This is a genomic window from Actinomadura sp. NPDC048032 (assembly GCF_040653175.1).
Classification (GTDB): domain Bacteria; phylum Actinomycetota; class Actinomycetes; order Streptosporangiales; family Streptosporangiaceae; genus Spirillospora; species Spirillospora verrucosospora.
Genome location: NZ_JBEZJP010000116.1, coordinates 1 through 20426, shown reverse-complemented (window position 1 = coordinate 20426; position 20426 = coordinate 1). Strand labels below are relative to the sequence as shown.

At 73.7% G+C, this 20426-nt stretch carries 22 protein-coding genes; 10 read left to right on the top strand and 12 right to left on the bottom strand.

Annotated elements, in window-relative coordinates:
- From AB0C69_RS17830 to nth, 3 genes are all read right to left on the bottom strand, one after another.
- Positions 1-271 (bottom strand): CvpA family protein (locus AB0C69_RS17830; RefSeq protein ID WP_360354618.1); only part of this gene is annotated, 271 nt, incomplete at its 3' end.
- A 215-nt stretch (positions 272-486) separates the two neighbouring features.
- A complete protein-coding gene (locus AB0C69_RS17825; RefSeq protein WP_360354615.1) occupies positions 487-1188 on the bottom strand; it encodes a CoA pyrophosphatase in 702 nt (233 codons plus the stop codon).
- Positions 1189-1244: 56 nt separating this feature from the next.
- Positions 1245-1985 (bottom strand): endonuclease III, encoded by a 741-nt coding sequence (nth, locus tag AB0C69_RS17820; protein ID WP_345178966.1) that lies wholly within the window; start codon positions 1983-1985, stop codon positions 1245-1247.
- A gap of 120 nt (positions 1986-2105) precedes the next feature.
- On the opposite strand from nth, the gene AB0C69_RS17815 reads away from it, so the two are divergent.
- Entirely contained in the window at positions 2106-3371 is a 1266-nt protein-coding gene (locus AB0C69_RS17815; RefSeq protein WP_360354612.1) for a helix-turn-helix domain-containing protein, read from the top strand.
- Positions 3372-3383: 12 nt separating this feature from the next.
- Here AB0C69_RS17815 and AB0C69_RS17810 read toward each other — a convergent pair whose 3' ends face one another.
- Positions 3384-4826 carry a sigma-70 family RNA polymerase sigma factor gene (locus AB0C69_RS17810; protein ID WP_360354609.1) on the bottom strand — a complete coding sequence of 481 codons (1443 nt, stop codon included), beginning with the start codon at positions 4824-4826 and terminating at the stop codon, positions 3384-3386.
- A 148-nt stretch (positions 4827-4974) separates the two neighbouring features.
- Here AB0C69_RS17810 and AB0C69_RS17805 point away from each other — a divergent pair, with 148 nt between their 5' ends.
- Genes AB0C69_RS17805 through AB0C69_RS17795 form a run of 3 tightly spaced genes read left to right on the top strand, consistent with a single transcriptional unit; the run spans position 4975 to position 7799 of the window.
- Positions 4975-5856 (top strand): SDR family NAD(P)-dependent oxidoreductase, encoded by an 882-nt coding sequence (locus AB0C69_RS17805; RefSeq protein ID WP_360354607.1) that lies wholly within the window; start codon positions 4975-4977, stop codon positions 5854-5856.
- Positions 5853-6410: a carboxymuconolactone decarboxylase family protein gene (locus tag AB0C69_RS17800; protein ID WP_360354604.1), complete on the top strand. Its 558-nt coding sequence runs from the start codon at positions 5853-5855 to the stop codon at positions 6408-6410. The genes AB0C69_RS17805 and AB0C69_RS17800 overlap by 4 nt, the downstream gene beginning before the upstream one ends.
- 24 nt (positions 6411-6434) lie before the next feature.
- Positions 6435-7799, top strand: coding sequence for an alpha/beta hydrolase family protein (locus AB0C69_RS17795; RefSeq protein ID WP_360354601.1), 1365 nt, complete (start codon positions 6435-6437; stop codon positions 7797-7799).
- Here AB0C69_RS17795 and AB0C69_RS17790 read toward each other — a convergent pair.
- The gene (locus tag AB0C69_RS17790; protein WP_360354598.1) at positions 7786-8460 is read right to left on the bottom strand and encodes a helix-turn-helix domain-containing protein; all 675 of its coding nucleotides are present in this window, start codon (positions 8458-8460) and stop codon (positions 7786-7788) included. The genes AB0C69_RS17795 and AB0C69_RS17790 overlap by 14 nt on opposite strands.
- A 231-nt stretch (positions 8461-8691) precedes the next feature.
- Here AB0C69_RS17790 and AB0C69_RS17785 point away from each other — a divergent pair, with 231 nt between their 5' ends.
- Positions 8692-9378, top strand: coding sequence for a Crp/Fnr family transcriptional regulator (locus AB0C69_RS17785; RefSeq protein ID WP_067483689.1), 687 nt, complete (start codon positions 8692-8694; stop codon positions 9376-9378).
- 26 nt (positions 9379-9404) lie between these two features.
- Here the strand turns inward: AB0C69_RS17785 and AB0C69_RS17780 are convergent, their stop codons facing one another.
- Genes AB0C69_RS17780 through AB0C69_RS17765 form a run of 4 tightly spaced genes read right to left on the bottom strand, consistent with a single transcriptional unit; the run spans position 9405 to position 11907 of the window.
- Positions 9405-10328 (bottom strand): MBL fold metallo-hydrolase, encoded by a 924-nt coding sequence (locus AB0C69_RS17780; protein WP_360354595.1) that lies wholly within the window; start codon positions 10326-10328, stop codon positions 9405-9407.
- 4 nt (positions 10329-10332) lie between these two features.
- A complete protein-coding gene (locus AB0C69_RS17775) occupies positions 10333-11187 on the bottom strand; it encodes an NUDIX hydrolase (protein ID WP_360354621.1) in 855 nt (284 codons plus the stop codon).
- A 48-nt stretch (positions 11188-11235) separates the two neighbouring features.
- Positions 11236-11697, bottom strand: a complete 462-nt coding sequence (locus AB0C69_RS17770; RefSeq protein WP_345178953.1) for a RidA family protein — start codon at positions 11695-11697, stop codon at positions 11236-11238.
- 54 nt (positions 11698-11751) lie between these two features.
- Positions 11752-11907, bottom strand: a complete 156-nt coding sequence (locus tag AB0C69_RS17765; RefSeq protein WP_345178951.1) for a DUF4177 domain-containing protein — start codon at positions 11905-11907, stop codon at positions 11752-11754.
- 161 nt (positions 11908-12068) lie between these two features.
- On the opposite strand from AB0C69_RS17765, the gene AB0C69_RS17760 reads away from it, so the two are divergent.
- A complete protein-coding gene (locus AB0C69_RS17760; protein ID WP_360354592.1) occupies positions 12069-13268 on the top strand; it encodes an FAD-dependent monooxygenase in 1200 nt (399 codons plus the stop codon).
- Here the strand turns inward: AB0C69_RS17760 and AB0C69_RS17755 are convergent.
- Positions 13256-13684, bottom strand: coding sequence for a helix-turn-helix domain-containing protein (locus tag AB0C69_RS17755; protein WP_360354589.1), 429 nt, complete (start codon positions 13682-13684; stop codon positions 13256-13258). The two genes, AB0C69_RS17760 and AB0C69_RS17755, sit on opposite strands and share 13 nt — an antisense overlap.
- A 128-nt stretch (positions 13685-13812) precedes the next feature.
- Here AB0C69_RS17755 and AB0C69_RS17750 point away from each other — a divergent pair, with 128 nt between their 5' ends.
- Positions 13813-14760, top strand: coding sequence for an NADP-dependent oxidoreductase (locus AB0C69_RS17750; protein ID WP_360354586.1), 948 nt, complete (start codon positions 13813-13815; stop codon positions 14758-14760).
- A gap of 90 nt (positions 14761-14850) precedes the next feature.
- Here the strand turns inward: AB0C69_RS17750 and AB0C69_RS17745 are convergent, their stop codons facing one another.
- Complete coding sequence (locus AB0C69_RS17745; protein ID WP_360354584.1) at positions 14851-15369, bottom strand: MarR family transcriptional regulator; 519 nt, start codon at positions 15367-15369, stop codon at positions 14851-14853.
- Between the two features lie 82 nt (positions 15370-15451).
- Here AB0C69_RS17745 and AB0C69_RS17740 point away from each other — a divergent pair, with 82 nt between their 5' ends.
- Positions 15452-16690 (top strand): MFS transporter, encoded by a 1239-nt coding sequence (locus AB0C69_RS17740; RefSeq protein ID WP_360354581.1) that lies wholly within the window; start codon positions 15452-15454, stop codon positions 16688-16690.
- Between the two features lie 10 nt (positions 16691-16700).
- Here the strand turns inward: AB0C69_RS17740 and AB0C69_RS17735 are convergent, their stop codons facing one another.
- A complete protein-coding gene (locus AB0C69_RS17735) occupies positions 16701-17738 on the bottom strand; it encodes a slipin family protein (protein WP_360354578.1) in 1038 nt (345 codons plus the stop codon).
- A 237-nt stretch (positions 17739-17975) separates the two neighbouring features.
- On the opposite strand from AB0C69_RS17735, the gene AB0C69_RS17730 reads away from it, so the two are divergent.
- Both AB0C69_RS17730 and AB0C69_RS17725 read left to right on the top strand, forming a co-directional pair.
- Positions 17976-18971: an ArsA-related P-loop ATPase gene (locus tag AB0C69_RS17730; protein ID WP_345178936.1), complete on the top strand. Its 996-nt coding sequence runs from the start codon at positions 17976-17978 to the stop codon at positions 18969-18971.
- A 76-nt stretch (positions 18972-19047) separates the two neighbouring features.
- Positions 19048-20205: an ArsA family ATPase gene (locus tag AB0C69_RS17725; protein WP_345178934.1), complete on the top strand. Its 1158-nt coding sequence runs from the start codon at positions 19048-19050 to the stop codon at positions 20203-20205.
- Positions 20206-20426 lie beyond the last annotated feature (221 nt).

Sequence of the window (20426 nt, the reverse complement as noted above, 5' to 3'; positions counted from 1 at the left end):
GGTTGCGCAGGACGGCGCCGACGGACGAGGCGACGAGCTGGCCGAGGGTGGCGGACAGGAACGCGACCACGATGGCGAGCAGCGCCTGCTGCGCCGCGCCGTCCACCGCGGCCTCGGCGATCGGCGGCGCGATCAGGACCCCGATGACGCCGCCGCCGACGAAGCCGACGAAGCTCAGCAGGCTCACGATGAAGCCCTGCCGGTAGCCCGAGACTCCGAACAGCACGACGAGCACGAGCAGGATCAGGTCGAGAATGTGGTCGTGCAGCACCGCTTCACCGTATAGGGCCGCGCCGCTGCTTCACGTCCCCTCGATGGACCAGTTTGGGGCGTGCCGGATAGCCGCCGAGGGTGACGCGGGACAGCGGCGACGGCCGTGTCCACCGCGAACTGCCACCTGACCTGCGCACGAGCCTCCGCCGCGCGGGTGGGCGTTTTCGTGGGAAACGACGAGACGCCTCGGCCGCGTAAGGCGAGGTTCACCGTTCAGTCGCGCGCGGCGACGTCCACCCCTCGGTCACGGGCGCCTCGGTCGCGGGCGGCGAGGTTCACGACGTCCTCGGGCAGGTCCTCGACGCGGGAGGTGTCCCACGGCCGGTCCCAGCCGCCCGCGCCCAGCACCTGGGTCAGGATCGCCGCCGTGAACCCCCACACGAGCATGTCCCGGACCTGGAACGCGGGGCCGACCCTGATCCCGGAGGGGTGCCTCACCATCAGCCGGTTCGCCGGGTCGACCAGCTCGCTGATCGGGACCCGCGCGACCGTCGCGACCTCCCCGGGATGGCCGGGCGCGACCTCCGACGGCTCGCGCCACCAGCCGGCGACAGGCGTGACCCGGTGCTCGCTGTGCGACAGGTACAGCTCCGGCAGCGTGCACAGCACGTCCACGCCGGACGGCTCGACGCCGGCCTCCTCCCACGCCTCGCGCAGCGCCGCCGCGACCGGGCCGTCGTCGCCGGGGTCGATGCGGCCGCCGGGGAAGGCGGGCTGCCCGGCGTGCTTGTTGAGGGTGGCGGCGCGCTCGGTGAGCAGGACGTCCGGGCCGCTCGGACCGTCCCCGAACAGGATCAGGACGGCGGCGGCGCGGGCGGCGGGAGCGGGCCGGAACACGGGCGGCACGGGCAGTCTCGGCGCCTCCGAGCGGAAGCGGTCGAGCCAGGCGGGGCAGTCGGGGGTGGCGTCGGTCACGTGGATCCCAACTCCGAAACGTTCCCGTTCCTTCCCGGGACGGCCGGGAGAACCGCTCACGAGAACGGTCCGGGCTTGACGAGCTTGCGCGCCGTCTCCTCGTCCACCGGCCCCTCGCCGAAGGACGGGCAGAGCCGCGCCACCGGGCAGGCGCCGCAGGCGGGGCGGCGCGCGTGGCAGATCCGGCGGCCGTGCCAGATCAGCCGGTGGGACAGCATCGTCCAGTCCTTGCGCGGGACGAGGGAGCCGATCTCCTCTTCCACCTTCACGGGGTCGTCTTCGGTCGTCCAGCCGAAGCGCCGGGCCAGGCGGCCGAAGTGGGTGTCGACGGTGATGCCGGGGACGTCGAACGCGTTGCCGAGGACGACGTTGGCCGTCTTGCGTCCGACGCCGGGCAGCTTGACGAGGTCTTCGAGGCGCCCGGGGACCTCGCCGTCGAACCGGTCGCGGAGCGCGGCCGACAGCCCCATGACCGACTTGGTCTTGGCGCGGAAGAACCCGGTGGGCTTCAGGATCGCCTCGACGTCCTCGGGGTCGGCGGCGGCCAGGTCCTCCGGGGTGGGGTACTTGGCGAACAGCGCGGGCGTGGTCAGGTTCACCCGCATGTCGGTGGTCTGCGCCGAGAGAACGGTCGCGACCAGCAGCTGGAACGGGGTGCCGAAGTTCAGCTCGCAGTGGGCGTCAGGGTACGTCTCGGCCAGGATCCGGTTGATCCGGCGCGCCCGCCGCACCAGCCCCAGCCTCGTCTCGTCCTTCCACTTCCGAGCCCGCGCCTTCGGGGACGCCTCCGTCGCCATACCGGCCAGCCTAAAGCCTCGCGGCCCGGTTCCGGCCGAACGAGAAAGTCGCGCCGATCCGCGTAATCGGCGCGGGGGCGGGCCGTCTCTCCGGGCACGACGTTCCCCGAAGGAGATCTCATGTCCGACCTCAGCCAGGTGGTCCGCCTTCCGGTGCGCCGGATCGAGCTCGACCTGTCGTTCGAGGGCGCCGCCCGGATCGCGGGTGACCTTCGCGAGCACGTTCCCGGCATCGCGTCGGAGGCGGTGCGCCGGATCGAGAGGCGGCTGCCGGAGTTCGTCCGGCCGCACGATCCCCGCTACGCCAAGGCGGTGCAGCTGGGCACGGAGTGCGCCATCGGGCACTTCCTGGATCTGATGGCCGATCCCGCCGCCCCGTCGGCCGACGTCGTGGAGTTCTGGCGGCAGATCGGCGTCGGCGAGGCCAGCGAGGGGCGGACGCTGGACTCCTGGCAGGCGGCGACGCGGATCGGGACGGGCCTGGCCGTCGAGCGGCTCACCGATCACGCCGAGCGGATGGGCTACCGGACGAGTCCGGCGATCATCGCGGCCATCGCCAACGCGGCGCTCGACTACCTGAACCAGCTGGCGGCGATCGTCGCCGAGGGCCACGCGGACGCCGCCGCGCGGGCGGCGGGAGCGCTCCGGGACCGCCGGCGGCACCTGCTCGACCTGCTGCTGAACGGCGCCTCCGCGGCGGACCTCAGGGGGGCGGCGCGCGAGGCGGACTGGGCGCTGCCGCGCACGTTAGCGGTCGTCGCCCTCCGCGAGGACGGCCCCGACGCCCGGCACCCGTCGCTGCCCCCGGACGTCCTGCCGGGCCTGCACCTGGGGGAGCCCTGCCTGATCGTCCCGGACCCAGAGGGCCCCGGCCGCGCGCGGATGCTGGAGCGGCAGCTGCACGGCTGGACGGCCGCGATCGGCCCGGCGGTCGGGATCGGCGACGTCGCGACGTCCCTGCGGCTGGCGCGCGAGGCCCTGGCGCTGGCCCGCCAGGGCCTGATCGGCGGCGCGGCGCCCATCCCGGCCGAGCGGCACATGCCGATCCTGGTGATGATGCGGGAGCGGGCGCTGGTGGAGAAGGTGATCGCGCGCCGGCTCGCCCCACTGCTGAACGCGCGTCCGGCCCAGCGCTACCGGCTCGTGGAGACGCTGCTGGCCTGCCTGGAGCACGGGTTCAACGCCACGGAGGTGTCCGGTCACCTGCACCTGCACCCGCAGACCGTCCGGTACCGGCTGCGGCAGCTAGACGACCTGTTCGGGGACGCCGTTCACGCGACGTCGGACCGGCTGGAGCTCCACATGGCGCTGCGCGCGTGGCTCGCCCTCAACGCCGAGGCCGGCGCCGAACCGTCCGCCGCGCGCGACAGCCTGGGCTACGGGTGACCGCCGATGGGGTCAGCCTGCGGCTTCGACGGCCCAGCCTTGAGCCGCCATGCCCGCATAGGAGGACGGCTTCAGCGTCACCGGTTTCAGGCCCGACCAGCTCGCCTGGAGGTAGTAGCCGTCGCCGTTGGCCAGCCGGTAGACGGACGGCGCGAACCGGACGAGCTTCCAGACCTGGTTCGCGCCCCCGCAGGGGGCCATGACGACCGTGTATTCGCTTCCGCCCTCCCAGGGGACGCCCGCGGCGGGCGTCCCGCGGCTCAGGCATCGCCCGGTGGAGCTGCTCGTCAGCGTGAAGCCGCCACCGGTGTTCTTGCGCTTCCACCCGGTCGCCGAGTCGGTGCAGGAGCGCTGCACGACCGACGTCCCGCTGGGCGCCAGGCACGACTGGAGCGTCGTGTTCCGCACGCGGAAGGGACCCGCGCCGGACGCCGTGCCATCGCCGCCGGCGCCGCCGGGGACCCGGCCGCCGCTTTCGGGGGAGCGGGTGCCGACGGTGTAGTCGGGCGGGGCGACGTCCGCCGGAGCCGAACTCGCCGGGGTGGGCGTCGCGGGCGGCGGGGCGGCGCGCGGGTCCTCGCCCGGACCGCCGCCGACCGTGGTGAACAGGATGATCGCGATGCCGGTGGCGACGCCGCCGGCCACCGCGGCCGGAAGGGACCAGCCGGGCAGGGACGCCGCCGGAGCGAGGGAGCCGAGCGGCGCCGACGGCGCTCCCAGCAGGACGGCGCCGATCGGCAGAGCGCGCCGCAACCGCCCGTTGAGGTCGGTCATCTCCTTGGAGGCCCGCCTGCACTCCTCGCAGGACTCCAGGTGCCGGCGCAGGGCGCGGCTGCGGCGGCGGCCGGGGCGGCGGACGCTCGCCGCGAGCTGGGCGGTGAACTCCGCACATTCCGGACGTCCCCCGGAGCCTGCGACGAGGAACGCCTGCCGGAGCCCTTCGCGCGCCCGGAACGCGAGCTGGGAGACCGCGCCCTTCTCCATGCCGAGCAGCTCCGCGACCTGCCCGACGGGCTCCTCCTCGATGACCGTGTACCAGAGGACGGTCTGCCACCGTTCGGGCAGCGACCGGAAGGCGCGGACGAGCGCGTCGAGCTCGTCGACGTCGGGCGGCTCGTCCTCGGAGTCCGAGGCCCACTCGGCGACCTCGTCGGTCACGACGGTGCGGCGGGCGCCGCGCGCCCAGTCCGTGGCCGTGTTCCGCACGACGGTGTAGAGGTAGGGCCTGCACGCGTCGCGGGGCCCGCCGCCCTGGCGCATCGCCGCGAACGTGCGCGTGAAGGCCTCGCTCGTCAGGTCCTCGGCGAGGTGCTGGTCGCGGACCAGCCCGCGCGCGTACCGCAGGACCGCCGTGTGGTGCCGCCGGAACAGCTCGTCGGAGGCCTCGTCGTCGCCCTTCGCGGCGGCCGCCAGAAGGTCGGCGTCCGGCCGCGTCCCCACGCCCGCTACCACCACGCCATCCAACCCAAGGCACGCATCTCACCACAACCTTCGGAGACCGCTTGCTCACCGCAGGAGGAGACACCCGACCCGCGCCCGGATTACGGGGATTTGTAGGCAATCTTAAAAAGACAGGACTGTTCTCCAGTGTTATGGTCGCCGCATGATCCTGGACTCGTCCCGCTGGACGGCGACCCTCGCCGGACGGCGCGTGCTGATCACCGGCGCGGCGCGGGGCATCGGCGCGGCGCTCGCCGCCCGGCTGCACGAGCACGGCGCGCGCGTGGCGCTCGCCGGCCTGGAGCCCGACCTCCTCGCGGACGTCGCCGACCGGTGCGGGACGGCCCTCTGGTGGACGTGCGACGTCACTGACCGCGGCACGGTCGAGGACGTCGTCGAGAGCGCCGTACGAGAACTGGGCGGCCTGGACGTGGTCGTCGCCAACGCGGGCGTGGCCGCGCAGATGCCGGTCATAGGCGGCGACCCCTCCGTCATGGAGCAGAGCCTGCGGGTGAACGTGCTGGGCGTCTACAACACGCTCCGCGCCGCCGGACCCCACCTCAGCCACGAACGCGGCTACGCGCTGGCGGTGTCGTCCCTGGCCGCCGCCGTCAACGCGCCCCTGCTGGGCGCCTACAGCGCGTCCAAGGCCGCCGTGGAGGCGCTGGGCAACACGCTCCGGGCCGAACTGCGCCCGTGGGGCGGGAAGGCCGGGGTCGCGTACTTCGCCGAGCTCGACACCGACATGACGCGCCGCGGGTTCGGCACCGAGGCCGCGTCCGCCCTGATGGACGCGTCGCCCCGGACCGGCCTGGCCTTCGGCGTCACGCCGCTGAAGGTCGGGATCGACGCGCTGGAGCGCGGGATCGCCCGCCGGTCCAGGCGGATCGTCGCCCCCTGGTGGGTGGGCGCCGTCCTGCCGGTCCGGATGGCCGTGCAGCCGGTCGCCGACCACCTCGTCCAGCGCGGGCTGCGCGACATCCTGGAGATCGCCAGGAACGAGCGGGTGGAGCTGACGACGCCGCAGCCGGACCCCGATCGGTGACGGTCCCCCGCGCCACGCCCGGCGGCGTCCGCGAGGTGGGAGTGGTCAACTGGCTCGCCTGCCGCGCCGCGGGCCGGGCCGCCGGGACCGGGCCGCCCAACCTCCTCCTGACCCTGGCGCGCCGCCGCGGACTGTTCCGCGGCTGGCTGTGGTTCGCCGGACGGCTCATGCCCGGCGGCACCCTCCCGCGCCGGGAGACCGAACTGGTGATCCTGCGCGTCGCCCATCTGCGCGACTGCCAGTACGAGTTCGGCCACCACGTCCGGCTCGCGCGCCGCGCGGGCGTGCGCGAGCCGGACGTGGTGCGTCTCAAGGCAGGCCCGGACGCCGACGGGTGGACGCCGCGCGAGCGGGCGGTCCTCACCGCCGTCGACCGCCTCCACGCCGAGCGGGACCTGGACGACGCGACCTGGACGCGGCTGCGCGCCCACCTCACCGAGGGCGAGTGCGTCGAGCTGACCATGCTCGCCGCCCACTACGAGATGCTCGCGACCGTGATCACCGCGCTGCGCGTCCAGCCCGACCGGCCCCGCCGCCCCGCCGGCGGCCGCTGACCGGCACGTCCGAGGAGGTCCCCCTTGCGCATCCGAGTCCTCGCGATCACCTTGACCCTCGCCACGGCCTCCACGGGACTCGCCGTCCCCGCCCGCGCCGCCGGACGGGCCGCCGGAGGAGCGGTCCGCTTCACCGACTCCGGCGGCATCCATGTCGTGGACGTGCGGCGCGTCGACGACCGCCAGTACGCGCTGCGCGTCAGCACTGCCGCGCTGGGACGGGCCGTGGACGTGCGCGTCCTGCTGCCGACCGGCTACGACCGGCGTCCCGGCGCCCGCTTCCCCGTCCTCTACCTGTTCCACGGGACGTCCGGACGCGCCTCCGACTGGATCGAGCGCGGCGACGCCGAGAGGACCACCACCGGACGGCCGCTGATCACCGTCATGCCGGACGGGGGCTTCGACGGCGACGGCGGCGGCTGGTACACCGACTGGGCCGACCCGCGCACCGCACTCGGGCCGTCCAGGTGGGAGACCTTCCACGTCACCCAGCTCATCCCCTGGATCGACCGGAACCTGCGCACCGTGCCCCGCCGGGAGGGCCGGGCCGTCGCCGGCCTGTCGCAGGGCGGATTCGGGGCGATGAGCTACGCCGCCCGCCACCCCGAGCTCTTCGTGTCCGCCGCCTCGTTCTCGGGCGCGCCCGACATCGCCTACGACCCGGTCGTCTCCGTCGGCGCGGCCGGAGTCGTCTCCTACGTCGCGGCCGTCGGCGACGGCGTGCACCCCGACGCGATCTTCGGCTCGCGGCTGGCCGACGCGATCGACTGGCGCGGCCACGACCCCGCGACCCTCGCGCCCAACCTGCGCGGGATGCGGCTCGCGCTCCACACCGCCGCCGGCGTCCCGGGTCCGCTCGACCCGCCCGTCCCGGACCCGGCCGCGATCGGCATCGAGGCCCTCACGCACGCCTCGACGGCCAGCTTCCACCGGCGGCTGGAGGCACTGGAGATCCCCAGCCACTACGACGACCGCCTGCTCGGCACCCACACCTTCCCGTACTGGGCCCGCGACCTGCGGCGGCACATCGGCCCGCTGACGCGGACGTTCGCCGCCCCGCCGCGCCCGCCCGCGAAGATCTCCTACCGGTCGGTCGACCCGGCCTGGACGCAGTGGGGCTGGACGGTCTCTCTCAAGCGGCCGGAGGCCCGGCAGTTCAGCGCGCTGACGGACGCCTCCGCGACGGGCTTCGCCCTGCGCGCCGCCGGGACCGCCACCGTCACGACCCCCGCGTCCTACCGTCCGGGCGCCCGCGTCGTCGTCGACGTGGCGCGCGGGAGGACGCACAAGGTCATCAGGACCGCCGCCGGGCCCTCCGGGCGGCTCACGCTCACCCTCCCGCCCGCGCGCGGCGCCGCGACCACGCTGGTGCGGATCAGCCGTCCATGACGCCCGAGCGCAGCAGGAGCCGCACGTGCTCGATGACCGGGGCCCTGATGGCGCGCAGCGCCTCCAGGTCGCCCGCCGCCACGGCGGGGGTCACCATCGAACTCACCGCCGCCACGACGACCTCGCACGCGAACCGGCCGCTGTCGCCCGTCACGCCCATGAGGTCGGCGAGGCTCGCCGCCAGGTCGCGCTGGACGCGCGTCCGCCGCCGGACGGCCTCCGGGCCCGCCGCGAACACCTCCACCAGGAACAGCCGCGCGTACGCGGGTTCGGCCGCGAGCGCCTCCAGGTAGGCGGTGAAGACGCGCTCGAACCGTTCGGCCGCGTCGGCCTCGCCCTGCGCCGTCCCCTGTCCGGCCGCGTCGCCCTCGCTCTGCATCGCCTCCTGCAACTGGAGGAACAGCAGCAGGCCCGCCTGGTCGAAGGCGGCCATGAAGCAGTCGAGCTTGGACGAGAACAGCGCGTAGAAGCTCTGCCGGGAGACCCGGGCCCGCTTCAGGACGTCCTCCACCGACGTGCCGACGTACCCTTTCTCCGCCATCGCCTGCGCCATGGCGCCGCACAACCGGTCTCGGTGCACCCGCTCGACCTCCGCGCGCGACAGCGCGTGGCGCCCCCTCGGGAGGCGGCGCGGTGTGGGCCCGGACTCGGACGTCTGCATCCGCTCAGGTTAAGGCACGGCCGGTTCCCTGCCCGGGCCATCCCGTAACGGGCGATGAGACCGGTGTGACGGCATTCACCCGGTGGTCCGTACACTGGGCGAACGGGACCGGGGCCGCCCCCCGGGACGGATCACCCCTGGTCCCGCGTTTCGGCGCGCCGTGACCCTGCCTTCACGTACGCGGTGGGACGTACGTCACACTAGGCAAGTAGGTGTTCGAGGAGGAATAGCGTGACCGATCGCGACGTGGACGTTCTGAGCAGAGCCCCGCTCTTCGAGGCTCTCGACGAGCAGGGTGCCAAGGCGCTGCGCGCCAACGTGACCGAGGTGCGTCTCGCCCGCGGACAGACGCTGTTCAACGAGGGCGAGACCGGGGACCGGCTCTACGTCGTCCTCGAAGGAAAGATCAAGCTCACCCGGACGGCGCCGGACGGGCGCGAGAACCTGCTGAGCGTGCTCGGCCCGAGCGAGATGTTCGGCGAGCTGTCGCTGTTCGACCCGCGCCCCCGCACCGCGAGCGCCATCGCGGTCACCGAGTGCCGCCTCGCCGGGCTGGGCCACGACGACCTGCGGCCCTGGCTCACCGGCCACCCCGAGGTCGCCGTGCAGCTGCTCCGCGCGCTCGCGCAGCGGCTCCGCAAGACCAACGACGTGATGGCCGACCTGGTCTTCACCGACGTGCCCGGGCGCGTCGCCAAGGCGCTGCTCGACCTCGCGGAGCGCTTCGGCCAGCCGTCGGAGGCGGGCCTGCACGTCCACCACGACCTCACCCAGGAGGAACTGGCGCAGCTCGTCGGCGCGTCCCGCGAGACGGTCAACAAGGCCCTCGCCGACTTCGCCCAGCGCAACTGGCTGCGCATCGAGGCCCGCGCCGTCGTGATCCTCGACATCGAGCGCCTCCGCAAGCGCTCGAAGTAGGCGAGACCCGAAGCGGGCGGGAGGGGTCAGACGGCCCCGCGCTCGGCGAGGTAGTCGAGCTGGGACTGGACCGACCACTCGGCCGCGGGCCACAGCGACCGGTCCACGTCGGCGTAGACGCGCTCGACGACCTCCCGCGCCGTGCGGGCGCCCGCCGCGACGGCGGCCTCGACCTGGGCGAGGCGCTCGCGGCGGTGGTCGATGTAGTGGTCGAGGACGGCGACGGGGTCGTCCAGCTTGGGCCCGTGACCGGGGAGGATCGTCGCGGCCCCCCGGTCGGCGGAGAACCGGCGGAGCCGGTCGAGCGACCCGAGGTAGTCGCCGAGCCTCCCCTCCAGCACGGTCGTCCCGTACCCGAGGACGGTGTCGCCGGTGAGGACGGCGCCGTCGGCCGGAAGCCAGAACGTCAGCGAGTCGTCGCTGTGCCCCGGCGTCTCCATGATCCGCAGCTCCAGACCGCCCGTGGTGACGACGTCGCCCTCCGCGAGGCCCTCGTCGCCGAGCCGGTGCCGGGGGTCCAGCGCCCGCACCCCGACCCCGCCTCCCGCCATCTTCGCGAACTTCCCGGCGCCCGCCGAGTGGTCGGGATGCCCGTGCGTGAGCAGGACGAGACCGACCCGCCGCCCCTGCGCCTCCACCGTCTCCAGGACGCGCCGCAGGTGCACGCCGTCCTTCGGCCCGGGGTCGACGACGACGGCCTCGGCGGCGCCGGGCTCCGCGATGATCCAGGTGTTGGTGCCGTCCAGGGTCATGGCGGACGGGTTCGGGGCGAGCACGCAGGTGGCTCGTTCGGTACCCATCCCGTCGATCTCCGTCATGTCCCCCATCCTGCCCGAGGCGCGATCGGGGTGGCGGGCCGGGTTCCAGCCGAGGCGCTCCAGCCGCCGGAGCGCGGACGTGCCCGCCAGCCGCCACAGGACGGCCTGGCTCCGCGGCACCCGGCGGGCCATCTCCTCAGCCCTGCGGGTAGTGCCGCGCGACGCCCTCGGGCAGGACGAGGTAGGCGTCGCCGTCGATGATCTCGGCGACCGGCTCCTGCACGACGATCTCGCGCCGCGCGGCGAGCACGTCGGCGACCGTGGCGAACCCGGCGAGCTCCGCCAGCGTCGCGACGGTCGGCGGCAGCATCGTCCACTCGCCGCGCGCCGCCCGCTCGGCCGCCTCCGCCGGGCTCACCCAGGCGACCTGGTCGGCCTCGGTGCTGACGTCCCTGGCCCGCTGCCCCGCCGGCATCGCGGCGACGAAGAACCGGGTGTCGTAGCGCCTGCGCTCGATCTTCGGGGTGATCCAGTGCGCCCACGGGCGCAGCAGGTCGGAGCGCAGCACGAGGCCGCGCCGGTCGAGGAACCCCCCGAACGACTGGGAGCGGTCCAGCAGCGCCTGCCGGTCGGCCTCCCAGTCGTCGCCGCGCGTGTCGTCCACGACCGTCTCCCCGGTCGGGCCGGCGAGCAGCACGAGCGTCTCCTCGAACGTCTCCCGGACCGCCGCGCAGACCAGCTCGCGGGCCAGCGTCTCGTCGGCGCCGAACGCCCGGCCCCACTCGGCGGGGGACGGCCCGGACCACGCCAGCGCCGCCTCCCCGTCGCGCGGGTCGACCGAGCCGCCGGGGAACACGTAGGCGCCGGGCGCGAACGCCATCGACCGGACGCGGCGCAGCATGAACGCCTGGAGCCCGTGCTCGTCGTGGTCGCGCAGCACGACCACGGTCGCCGCGTCCTTGGCGGGCGCCGGCTCGGCCCGGCCTTCCAGGATGTCCTCGACCTGCCCCCGGAACGACTCGGGCAGCTTGAGTCCGTTGGTGATCCCCATGGCGAGCCATTCGGACATACCGAATGGCGTTCCGTCAAGCCCGGAGGCTCACGCCACCTCGGCGATCAGCTCCACCTCGACGGGCACGTCGCGCGGCAGGACGGCGACGCCGACGGCGCTGCGCGCGTGCCGGCCCGCGTCCCCGAACACCTCGGCCAGCAGGTCGCTCGCCCCGTTGATCACCTGCGGCTGGCCGTGGAAGTCCGGCGCGCTGGCAACGAACCCGACGACCTTCACGATCCGCACGATCCGCGACAGCTCGCCGACCTCCGCCTTCAGCGCCGCGATCGCGTTCAGCGCGCAGATCCGCGCCTGGCGGGTCGCCTCCTCCGCGCTGACCTCCGCGCCCACCTTCCCGGTGACGCCCAGCTCGCCCTTGACCAGGGGGATCTGGCCCGCGGTGTAGACGAGCGACCCCGTCCGCGCCGTCGGCACGTAGGACGCGACCGGCGGGACGACCTCCGGCAGCTCGATGCCGAGCTCGCGGATCCGCTCTTCAGGCGTGCTCATCGCCATTCCTCCTCGTTGAGGTCCTTACGACGGGGCTGTTCCGGCAGGGCGCCGCTACTCGATCTCGCGCTTGAAGTAGGCGACGAGGTTCTCGGGGTTCGGCCCCGGCATGACGGTGACGAGCTCCCACCCGTCCTGGCCCCAGTTGTCGAGGATCTGCTTGGTCGCGTGCACCAGCAGCGGAACGGTCGCGTACTCCCACTTCTTCATGGCCCTCACCCTAGCGATCGCCATACCCGGACCCCGCTCGAACCCGCCCCCCGCCCCGGTGCGCTGACGGACCGGCGGGGAGGCGGTCAGCCGGTGGTGCGGGGTCGGTCAGGGCGGGTCGCGAATCTCTTGTTCGACGGCAGCGACGAACGGAGAGAACGATGAGCAAGAGCGTGCTGATCTCGGGTGCGAGCATCGCGGGCCCGTCCCTGGCCTACTGGCTGGCGCGGTACGGGTACGACGTCACCGTCGTGGAGCGGGCGGAGGCGATCCGGCCGGGCGGGCAGGCCGTCGACTTCCGCGGCGAGGTGCACCTGCGGGTGCTGGAGAAGATGGGCGTCCTGGCCGAGATCCGGCGAAGGCAGACCCACGGCGGCGCGCTCGACCTGATCGACGCCGAAGGACGGACGCGGGTCGCCCTGCCCGACTCGTTCACCGGCGGGGACGTGGAGATCCACCGGGGCGACCTCGCCGAGCTGCTGTACGAGCTGACCCGGGACTCCGCCAGGTACGTCTTCGGCGACTCGATCGCGTCCATGACCGAGACGGCCGACGGCGTCCACGTCACCTTCGAGCGCGGGGCTCCGCGCACGTTCGACCTGGTCGTCGGCGCGGACGGGCTGCACTCGAACGTCCGGCGGCTCGCGTTCGGCGACGAGTCGCGGTTCGTCCGGGACTCGGGCTACCACGTCGCGATCTTCGAGGCGCCGAACCGGCTCGGCATCGGCACCGGCAAGCTCTACAGCGAGGTGGGGCGCGGGGTGTCGGTGTACCCGACCCGCGGCGGAACCGGCGCGAACGTCATGTGCGTCTTCGCCGACGACGAGCTGGAGCCGCACCGCCGCGACCAGGAGGCCCAGAAGCGGGCGCTGGCCGAGAGGTTCGCCGGCATGGGCTGGCACGCCGGCGCCCTGATGCGCGACATGTGGGAGGCCCCGTACTTCTACTGCGACTCGATCAGCATCGTCCGGATGGACGCCTGGACGAAGGGGCGGGTCGCCCTGCTCGGCGACGCCGGCTACGGCGCCACCTGCGGCGGGATGGGGACGGGCCTCGCGGTCGTGTGCGCCTACGTCCTCGCGGGCGAGCTAGCCGCCGCGGACGGCGACCACCGCGCCGCGTTCCCCGCCTACGAGGAGCGCATCAGGAAGTTCACGACGGCGTGCCAGCGGGTCGCGGGCGGGGTCGGGCCGTTCTTCGCACCGAAGAACGAGCGCGCGCTGCGCCGCCGCACGACGGTCTACCGGCTGCTGACCGCGGGCCCGTTCATCAAGCTCCTCGACAAGCTGACCACGCAGGCCGCCACGGCGATCAAGCTGAGGGAGTACCCGGAGCCGCGCCGGGCGCCTCACACCGTGTGATCGGGGTCCCCGCAGCGCTCGGGAGTCCCGTCGTACCGCTCGCGCGACGCGTTGATCTCGTCGATGTGGCGGCCGGCCCACTCCTTGATGGAGGTGAGCAGCGGCACGATCCGTTCGCCCAGCAGGGTCAGGGTGTACTCGACCTGGACGGGCACGGACGGGGTCACGCTGCGCGCCACGAGTCCGTCTCGCTCAAGGGAGCGGAGCGTCTGCGTGAGCATCTTCGCGCTGACGCCCGGGAGCGCTCTGCTGACCTCGGCGTACCTGCGAGTGCCGCGCGCCAGCTCCGTGAGGACCAGCATGCTCCACTTGTTGCCGATGATCCCCATCAGCTGATGAGTGGGACATCCGTCCATGTAAGCCTCGAACGCCGCCTTCTCCTGCTCGCGACGCTCCGCCGCCGTCATCGTGGCCATGCCGCGGGCTCACCTCCGGGTACCGAACGCACTCCGAAGTAACTTCTTCCGGCCCGCGGCTGTTCCGGCGACAGTTGCCGGTGCGGGATACCCCGCACACCCACCCACTTCGTACAGAAGGTTCTGCCATGCGCGCGATCATCGTGAGGACACCCGGCGGGCCCGACGCGCTGGAGCTCGCCGACGTTCCGGTTCCCGTCCCGGGGCCCGGCCAGGTGCGGATCCGGGTGGCGGCGGCAGCGGTCAACCCGGTCGACGCCGCGACCCGCTCCGGAGCGCTGGCCGGCGCCGGGCTGATGCCGCCGTTCGGTTCGCGGCCCGCGGTCGGCATCGGCTGGGACGTCGCCGGCACCGCCGACGCGGTCGGGGAGGGCGTGACCCGCATCGCCGCCGGCGACGAGGTCATCGGCCTGAAGGACCGGCTCGACGTGCCGCTGGGCGCCTACGCGGACGCGATCGTCCTGGACGCTGACGCCGTCGCGCCCGCGCCGCGGTCGGTCCCGGCCGCCGAGGCGTCGACCCTCCCGCTGAACGGGCTGACCGCCCTGCAGGCCCTGGACCTCCTCGCTCTGCCGCCGGGTGCCACGCTGCTCGTCACGGGAGCCGCGGGCGCCGTCGGCGGCTACGCGGTGGAGCTGGCGGCCCACCGCGGCCTGCGCGTCGTCGCCACGGCCTCCGCGTCCGACGAGGCGCTGGTGCGCGGCTTCGGCGCGGAGATGTTCGTTCCGCGCGGCGCGCACCTGGGAGACGCCGTTCGCGCGCTCGTACCGGGCGGTGTGGACGGCGCCCTGGACGCCGCCCTCCTCTCGGTCGCGGCCCTCGACGCCGTCCGGAACGGCGGGACGTTCGCAGCGGTCAACGGCGGCCCGGCCACCCCGCTCCCGCTGCGCGGAACCACCGTCCACAACGTGTGGATACGCGCGGACGCCGCGCAGCTGGGCATGCTCGCCGCACTCACGGACAAGGGCGGCCTCACCCCCCGCGTCGCCGACACCCTCCCCCTCACCGAGGCCCCCAAGGCCCACAAACGCCTGGAAGCAGGCGCCCTACGTGGCCGCCTGGTCCTCACCCCGTAGGACCCTCCGCTGGCTTTACACCGGAGGGCTGGTCGGGGGGCGTCGACGGACGCGCGGCCCTTCTCCGTCCAGTAGACGCCTCCACTGACTTTAGGCCGGACGGCTGGTCGGGGGGTCGGCGGGGTTTTCGGCGCGGAGCATGACGCGGCGGAGGAGGTCGGAGAGGGTGCGGCGCTCGGTGGGGTCGAGGGCGGCGAGCAGGCGCGTCTCCTCGACGCCCAGGCCGTCCATCGCGTCGCGCCAGGCGGAGCGTCCGGCGGGGGTGAGCTCGACGACGACCCGGCGGCGGTCGGTCGCGGACGGGGACCGGCGGACGAAGCCGCGGCGCTCCAGCGCGTCCAGCCGGCCGGTGATCGAGTTCGGGGGCATGGCGAGGTCGGCGGCCAGGAGGGAGGGGGCCGCGGTGCCGTGCCGGCCGGCGAGCGCGTGCAGCGTGTCGAACTCGTGCCGCTGCAGGCCGGAGGCGGCGAGGAGCTCCTCCTTCATCCGCCGGATGTGCTTGACGAAGAAGATCATCCGAGTCACGGCGCCCTCGATGTCGGGATCGAGGTCGGGCACGATCGGCGCCCACCGCTCCACGTGCTCGTCGGTCCGGTCCCTGTCTCCCATGCGGGGATCGTAGTGGGTGGCTTGATTCGTTGGGGAATAATTCGTTGCCGATTAGTTCGTCAACGAACTACATTGTCCGGCCATGACCCACCCCCTGCGCGGCCGGGACTTCCGGCTGCTGTTCGCCGCCCGCGTCCTGTCCCTGACCGGGGACGCCGCCGTCCCCGCCGCGCTCGCCCTCGCCGTCCTGCGGGCCACGGGCTCCACGTCCGCGCTCGCCCTCGTGCTCGGCTGCGCGATGGTGCCGCGCCTGCTCCTGCTGCCCCTCGGCGGCGTGCTCGCCGACCGCCTCGACGCGCGGGGCGTCGCCCTCGCCACCGACCTCGCCGGCGCCGCGGCGCAGCTGTTCGCGGCCCTGGAACTCCTGAACGGCGAGCCGCGCCTGTGGCACCTCGCCGCCGCCCAGGTGATCGGCGGCGCGGCCTCCGCCTTCCAGACGCCGACCGTCTCGCCCCTGATCGCCGGCACCGTCGAGCCGTCCGGACTCCAGAAGGCCAACTCCCTGATGGGCGTCGCCAACGGCGCCACCCGCCTCGCCGGGCCCGCCCTCGCCGGCGCGCTCGTGCTGACCGTCGGCCCCGGCTGGACGTTCCTGCTGGACTCGGCGTCGTTCGCCGCGAGCGCGGCGCTCCTCGCCCTGGCGCGCGTCCGGAACGTCCCCATCCCGCGGCGCTCGCTGCGGGCCGACCTGGCGGAGGGCTGGTCGGAGGTCCGCTCGCGCGACTGGTACTGGACGAGCCTGATCGCGCACGGCGTCTGGAACGGCACGTCCGCCGTCCTGCTCACCCTCGGGCCCGCCCTCGCCGTCGAACGGCTCGGCGGCGAGGGGGTGTGGATCGCGACCGTCCAGGCGGGCGCCGCCGGGCTCCTCGCCGGGGCGCTGCTGGCCGCCCGCTTCCGTCCGCGCCGGCCCGTCCTCGTCGCGAACGCGGGCCTGACCGCGCTGGCGCTGCCCCTGGCCCTGTTCGCGGCCGCCGCGCCCGCGCCCCTGCTCGTCGCGGCGTACGGGCTGGCGCTCACCGGCCTCGGCGTCCTCAACCCCACCTGGGAGACCGTCGTGCAGATGAGCATCCCGCCGCACGCGCTGGCCCGGGTGACGTCCTACGACTGGCTGCTGTCGCTGGCCGCGGCGCCCCTCGGCTACGCGCTCGCCCCGTGGGCCGCCTCGGCGTGGGGCCCCTCCGTCCCGCTGTGGACGGCGGCCGCGCTGGTCGGCGCCGCCTGCCTGGGCACGGCCGCGGTGCCGGGCGTCCGGCGCCTGACCATGCCCGAGATCGCGCCGGACGCCGTGACGCCCACGCCTCAGCCGCAGGCCCGGTGACAGCGGCGGGTCAGCGGGGCGGCTGCTGCTCCGGGGTCTCCCGCGCGCCACCGCCGATGCCGCGCCGCTGCTCGTCCGGCGGCGCGGCGACCTCCGACCCGCGGCGCTTGGGCTCGTCCAGCCCGATGACCGGCGGGACCTCCTCGGCCGACTCCAGCGACGACGTCTGCTCGGCCGCCTTGGCCAGCTCCTCCTCGGCCTTGGCGAGCCGCTCGCCGAGGTCGGGCCTGGCCTCGCCGCCGTCCTCGGAACGTGAGGCCGCGCCGCCCGCGGCGCGCTCGAAGAACCGCAGGATCTCCACCGGCAGCGGCATGACCAGCGTGCTGTTCTTCTCGGCGGACACCTCCACGACCGTCTGCAGCAGGCGCAGCTGCAGGGCCGCCGGGTCCTGCGACATGATCTCCGCGGCGGCGGCGAGGCGCTTGGACGCCTGGAACTCGCCGTCCGCGGTGATGATGCGGGCGCGGCGCTCCCGCTCCGCCTCCGCCTGCCGGGCCATCGACCGCTTCATGCCCTCCGGCAGCGACACGTCCTTGATCTCGACCCGCTCGATCAGGATGCCCCACGGCCCCTCGGTGATCTCGTCGATGATCGCCCGCAGCCGCATGTTGATCTTCTCGCGCTCGCCGAGCAGCTCCTGCATGTCGGCCTGCCCGATCACCGACCGCAGCGACGTCTGCGCCACCTGCGAGACCGCGTACCCGTAGTTGTGCACGTTCACGATCGCCTTCACCGGATCGATCACCCGGAAGTAGACGACCGCGTCGACGCGGACGCTCACGTTGTCCTGGGTGATCCCGTCCTGGCCGGGCACCCCCATCGTGATCGTCTGCCGGCTGACCTTCTGCATGCGCTCGGCGATCGGGACAATCACCGTCAGGCCGGGCGTGCGCACCGCGCCGGGCCGCAGCTGCCCGTTCCGCTGGACCTGACCGAACCTGAACACGATCCCGTGCTCGAACTGCTGCACGATCCTGATCGACGACGACAGGACGATCAGCCCGACGACGACGAGGACGAGCACGATGATCAGGGCCACCGCTTCCATCACGGCACCTCTTTCGCATGAGGGCCCGGGCCCCGGGAGGCGCCCCCGGAGCTCCGGCGGGCGTCCGGACCGGTCAGGGTCCGGACGGAACCGTCCATAGCACGGCTCACGTTTTCAAGCTAACCGCGCGGGCAGGCCGAATGACAGCGTCAGGGCGGGGGAACCGTGTCAGGGATCACTTGCATGAGGGCGACCGCCCTCTCAAGTGTTTGACGAGCGAACGATATGGTCGATCGGGTGAGCGCGAGAGACACCGACTGGGACGGCGTACGCCTCCATGTGGTCACCGGCAAGGGCGGCACGGGAAAGACCACCGTCGCCGCCGCCCTCGCCCTTGCCCTGGCCGCAGGCGGCCGCAAGGTGCTGCTCGTCGAGGTCGAGGGGCGCCAGGGCATCGCCCAGCTCTTCGACTGCCCGCCGCTGCCCTACGAGGAGCGCCGCGTCGCCGTCGCCCCGGACGGCGGGGACGTCCACGCGCTCGCCATCGACACCGAAGAGGCGCTCATCGAGTACCTCGAGATGTTCTACAACCTCAAGCGCGCCGGGAAGGCGATGACCAAGCTCGGCATCGTCGACTTCGTCACCACCATCGCCCCCGGCCTGCGCGACGTCATCCTCACCGGCAAGACGTCCGAATCGGTGCGCCGCAAGAAGAAGGACGGCTCGTTCGTCTACGACGCCGTCGTGATGGACGCACCGCCCACGGGCCGCATCACGAAGTTCCTGAACGTCAACGACGAGGTCTCCGGCCTCGCCAAGGTCGGCCCCGTCCGCAACCACGCCGACACCGTGATGAAGGTCGTCCGCAGCCCCGAGACCGCCGTGCACTTCGTCACGCTCCTGGAGGAGATGCCCGTCCAGGAGACGATGGACGGCATCCGTGACCTCACCGCGGTCGGGCTCCCCGTCGGCGGCGTGATCGTCAACATGGAGCACCAGCCCGTCCTCAGCGAGGACGACCTCGCCGTCGCCGCCGCCGGGTCCCTGGACACCGACGAGATCGTCCGCGGCGTGAAGGCCGCCGGCCTGGAGCACGACGCCGAGGCGATCGCCGCCGTCCTCGCCGGGGAGGCCGCCGACCACGCCCGCCGCACCGCCCTCCAGCGCCGCGAGAAGGAGCGCCTGGACTCGGTCGACCGGCCCCGCTACACCCTCCCCCTGCTCTCCGACGGGATGGACCTGGCCGGCCTCTACGACCTGGCCGCCGCGCTCCGCGACCAGGGCGCCGCATGACCGCGCCCGGCCGCGGCGTCTCCTGGGTGAGGCTGACCCCCCGCGCGGGCGGGGACCGACCGGCAGAGGTGAACCGATGAGTCAGACCAGCAGGACCCCACCGGTGCTCGACGTCGACGGGCTGCTCGACGACCCGCGCACGAAGATCATCGTGTGCTGCGGGTCGGGCGGGGTCGGCAAGACCACCACGGCCGCCGCGCTCGGCGTCCGCGCCGCCGAGCGGGGCCGGGACGTCGTGGTCCTCACCGTCGACCCGGCGCGCCGCCTCGCGCAGTCGATGGGCCTGTCCGAGCTCGACAACAACCCCCGCCGGATCGACATCGACGGCGACGGCGAGCTGCACGCCATGATGCTCGACATGAAGCGGACCTTCGACGAGATCGTCGAGGCGCACGCCGACCCCGACCGGGCCAAGCAGATCCTCGCCAACCCCTTCTACCAGTCGCTGTCGTCCAGCCTGTCGGGCACGCAGGAGTACATGGCGATGGAGAAGCTCGGGCAGCTGCACCGCTCCGGCGCCTGGGACCTGATCATCGTCGACACCCCGCCGTCCCGGAACGCGCTGGACTTCCTGGACGCCCCCGAGCGCATGGGCCGGTTCCTCGACGGCCGCTTCATGAAGCTCCTCGCCGCCCCGGCCAAGACCGGCGGCCGCTTCGGCGTCAAAGTGATCAGCGCCGGGTTCGGCGTGTTCACCGGCGTCATCAACAAGGTCCTCGGCGTCCAGCTGCTGCGCGACGTGCAGACGTTCGTCGCCGCCTTCGACACCATGTTCGGCGGCTTCCGGGAGCGCGCCGAGAAGACGTTCAAGCTCCTGCAGACCCCGGGCACCGCGTTCCTCGTCGTCGCCGCCCCCGAGCCCGACGCCCTGCGCGAGGCGTCCTACTTCGTCGAGCGCCTCGCCGAGGAGCGGATGCCGCTCGCCGGCCTCGTGGTCAACCGCGTCCACGAGTCCGCCGGCGACGTCCTGTCCGCGGCCCGCAGCCAGGCCGCCGCCGAGACGCTGGACGAGCGCGGCGAGCACGCGCTGACCGCCGCCCTGCTGCGCCTGCACACCGACCGCCTGCAGCTCGCGGCCCGTGAGGAGCGCCTCCGCGACCACTTCGCGTCCACGCACCCGACCGTGCCGGTCACGGCCGTCCCGGCGCAGGCGGAGGACGTCCACGACCTCGACGGCCTGCGCCAGGTGGGCGAGGACCTCGCCGGCCCCGCCGCGTCTCCCAGCGCCGCCTGACGCCGATTCCGAGGCTTTCACCGGCCTCGGAATCCGGCTCCTCGCGGTTCGATCCGGAACGGCGGCGGTTCGGCCTTCCACCGCCCGGGCGGCGCCGCGCGCCGATCTCGGAGAAGCGCGCCCACCCGGATCGGCGCCACCGGAAACTGACACACGAGCCGAACCCGGGCGATCGCCCTCTCCGCACTCTGATCAGCGAAAACAGCCTTTATGGGCATGCC

Coding starts and splice junctions, on each gene's coding strand:
- nth (WP_345178966.1), bottom strand. CDS start 1,985: ATGGCGACGGAGGCGTCCCCGAAGGCGCGGGCTCGGAAGTGGAAGGAC.
- AB0C69_RS17775 (WP_360354621.1), bottom strand. CDS start 11,187: ATGGGGATCACCAACGGACTCAAGCTGCCCGAGTCGTTCCGGGGGCAG.
- AB0C69_RS17790 (WP_360354598.1), bottom strand. CDS start 8,460: ATGCAGACGTCCGAGTCCGGGCCCACACCGCGCCGCCTCCCGAGGGGG.
- AB0C69_RS17750 (WP_360354586.1), top strand. CDS start 13,813: ATGCGCGCGATCATCGTGAGGACACCCGGCGGGCCCGACGCGCTGGAG.
- AB0C69_RS17755 (WP_360354589.1), bottom strand. CDS start 13,684: ATGGCCACGATGACGGCGGCGGAGCGTCGCGAGCAGGAGAAGGCGGCG.
- AB0C69_RS17770 (WP_345178953.1), bottom strand. CDS start 11,697: ATGAGCACGCCTGAAGAGCGGATCCGCGAGCTCGGCATCGAGCTGCCG.
- AB0C69_RS17805 (WP_360354607.1), top strand. CDS start 4,975: ATGATCCTGGACTCGTCCCGCTGGACGGCGACCCTCGCCGGACGGCGC.
- AB0C69_RS17740 (WP_360354581.1), top strand. CDS start 15,452: ATGACCCACCCCCTGCGCGGCCGGGACTTCCGGCTGCTGTTCGCCGCC.
- AB0C69_RS17760 (WP_360354592.1), top strand. CDS start 12,069: ATGAGCAAGAGCGTGCTGATCTCGGGTGCGAGCATCGCGGGCCCGTCC.
- AB0C69_RS17735 (WP_360354578.1), bottom strand. CDS start 17,738: ATGGAAGCGGTGGCCCTGATCATCGTGCTCGTCCTCGTCGTCGTCGGG.
- AB0C69_RS17780 (WP_360354595.1), bottom strand. CDS start 10,328: ATGGCCCGCCGGGTGCCGCGGAGCCAGGCCGTCCTGTGGCGGCTGGCG.
- AB0C69_RS17815 (WP_360354612.1), top strand. CDS start 2,106: ATGTCCGACCTCAGCCAGGTGGTCCGCCTTCCGGTGCGCCGGATCGAG.
- AB0C69_RS17765 (WP_345178951.1), bottom strand. CDS start 11,907: ATGAAGAAGTGGGAGTACGCGACCGTTCCGCTGCTGGTGCACGCGACC.
- AB0C69_RS17745 (WP_360354584.1), bottom strand. CDS start 15,369: ATGGGAGACAGGGACCGGACCGACGAGCACGTGGAGCGGTGGGCGCCG.
- AB0C69_RS17725 (WP_345178934.1), top strand. CDS start 19,048: ATGAGTCAGACCAGCAGGACCCCACCGGTGCTCGACGTCGACGGGCTG.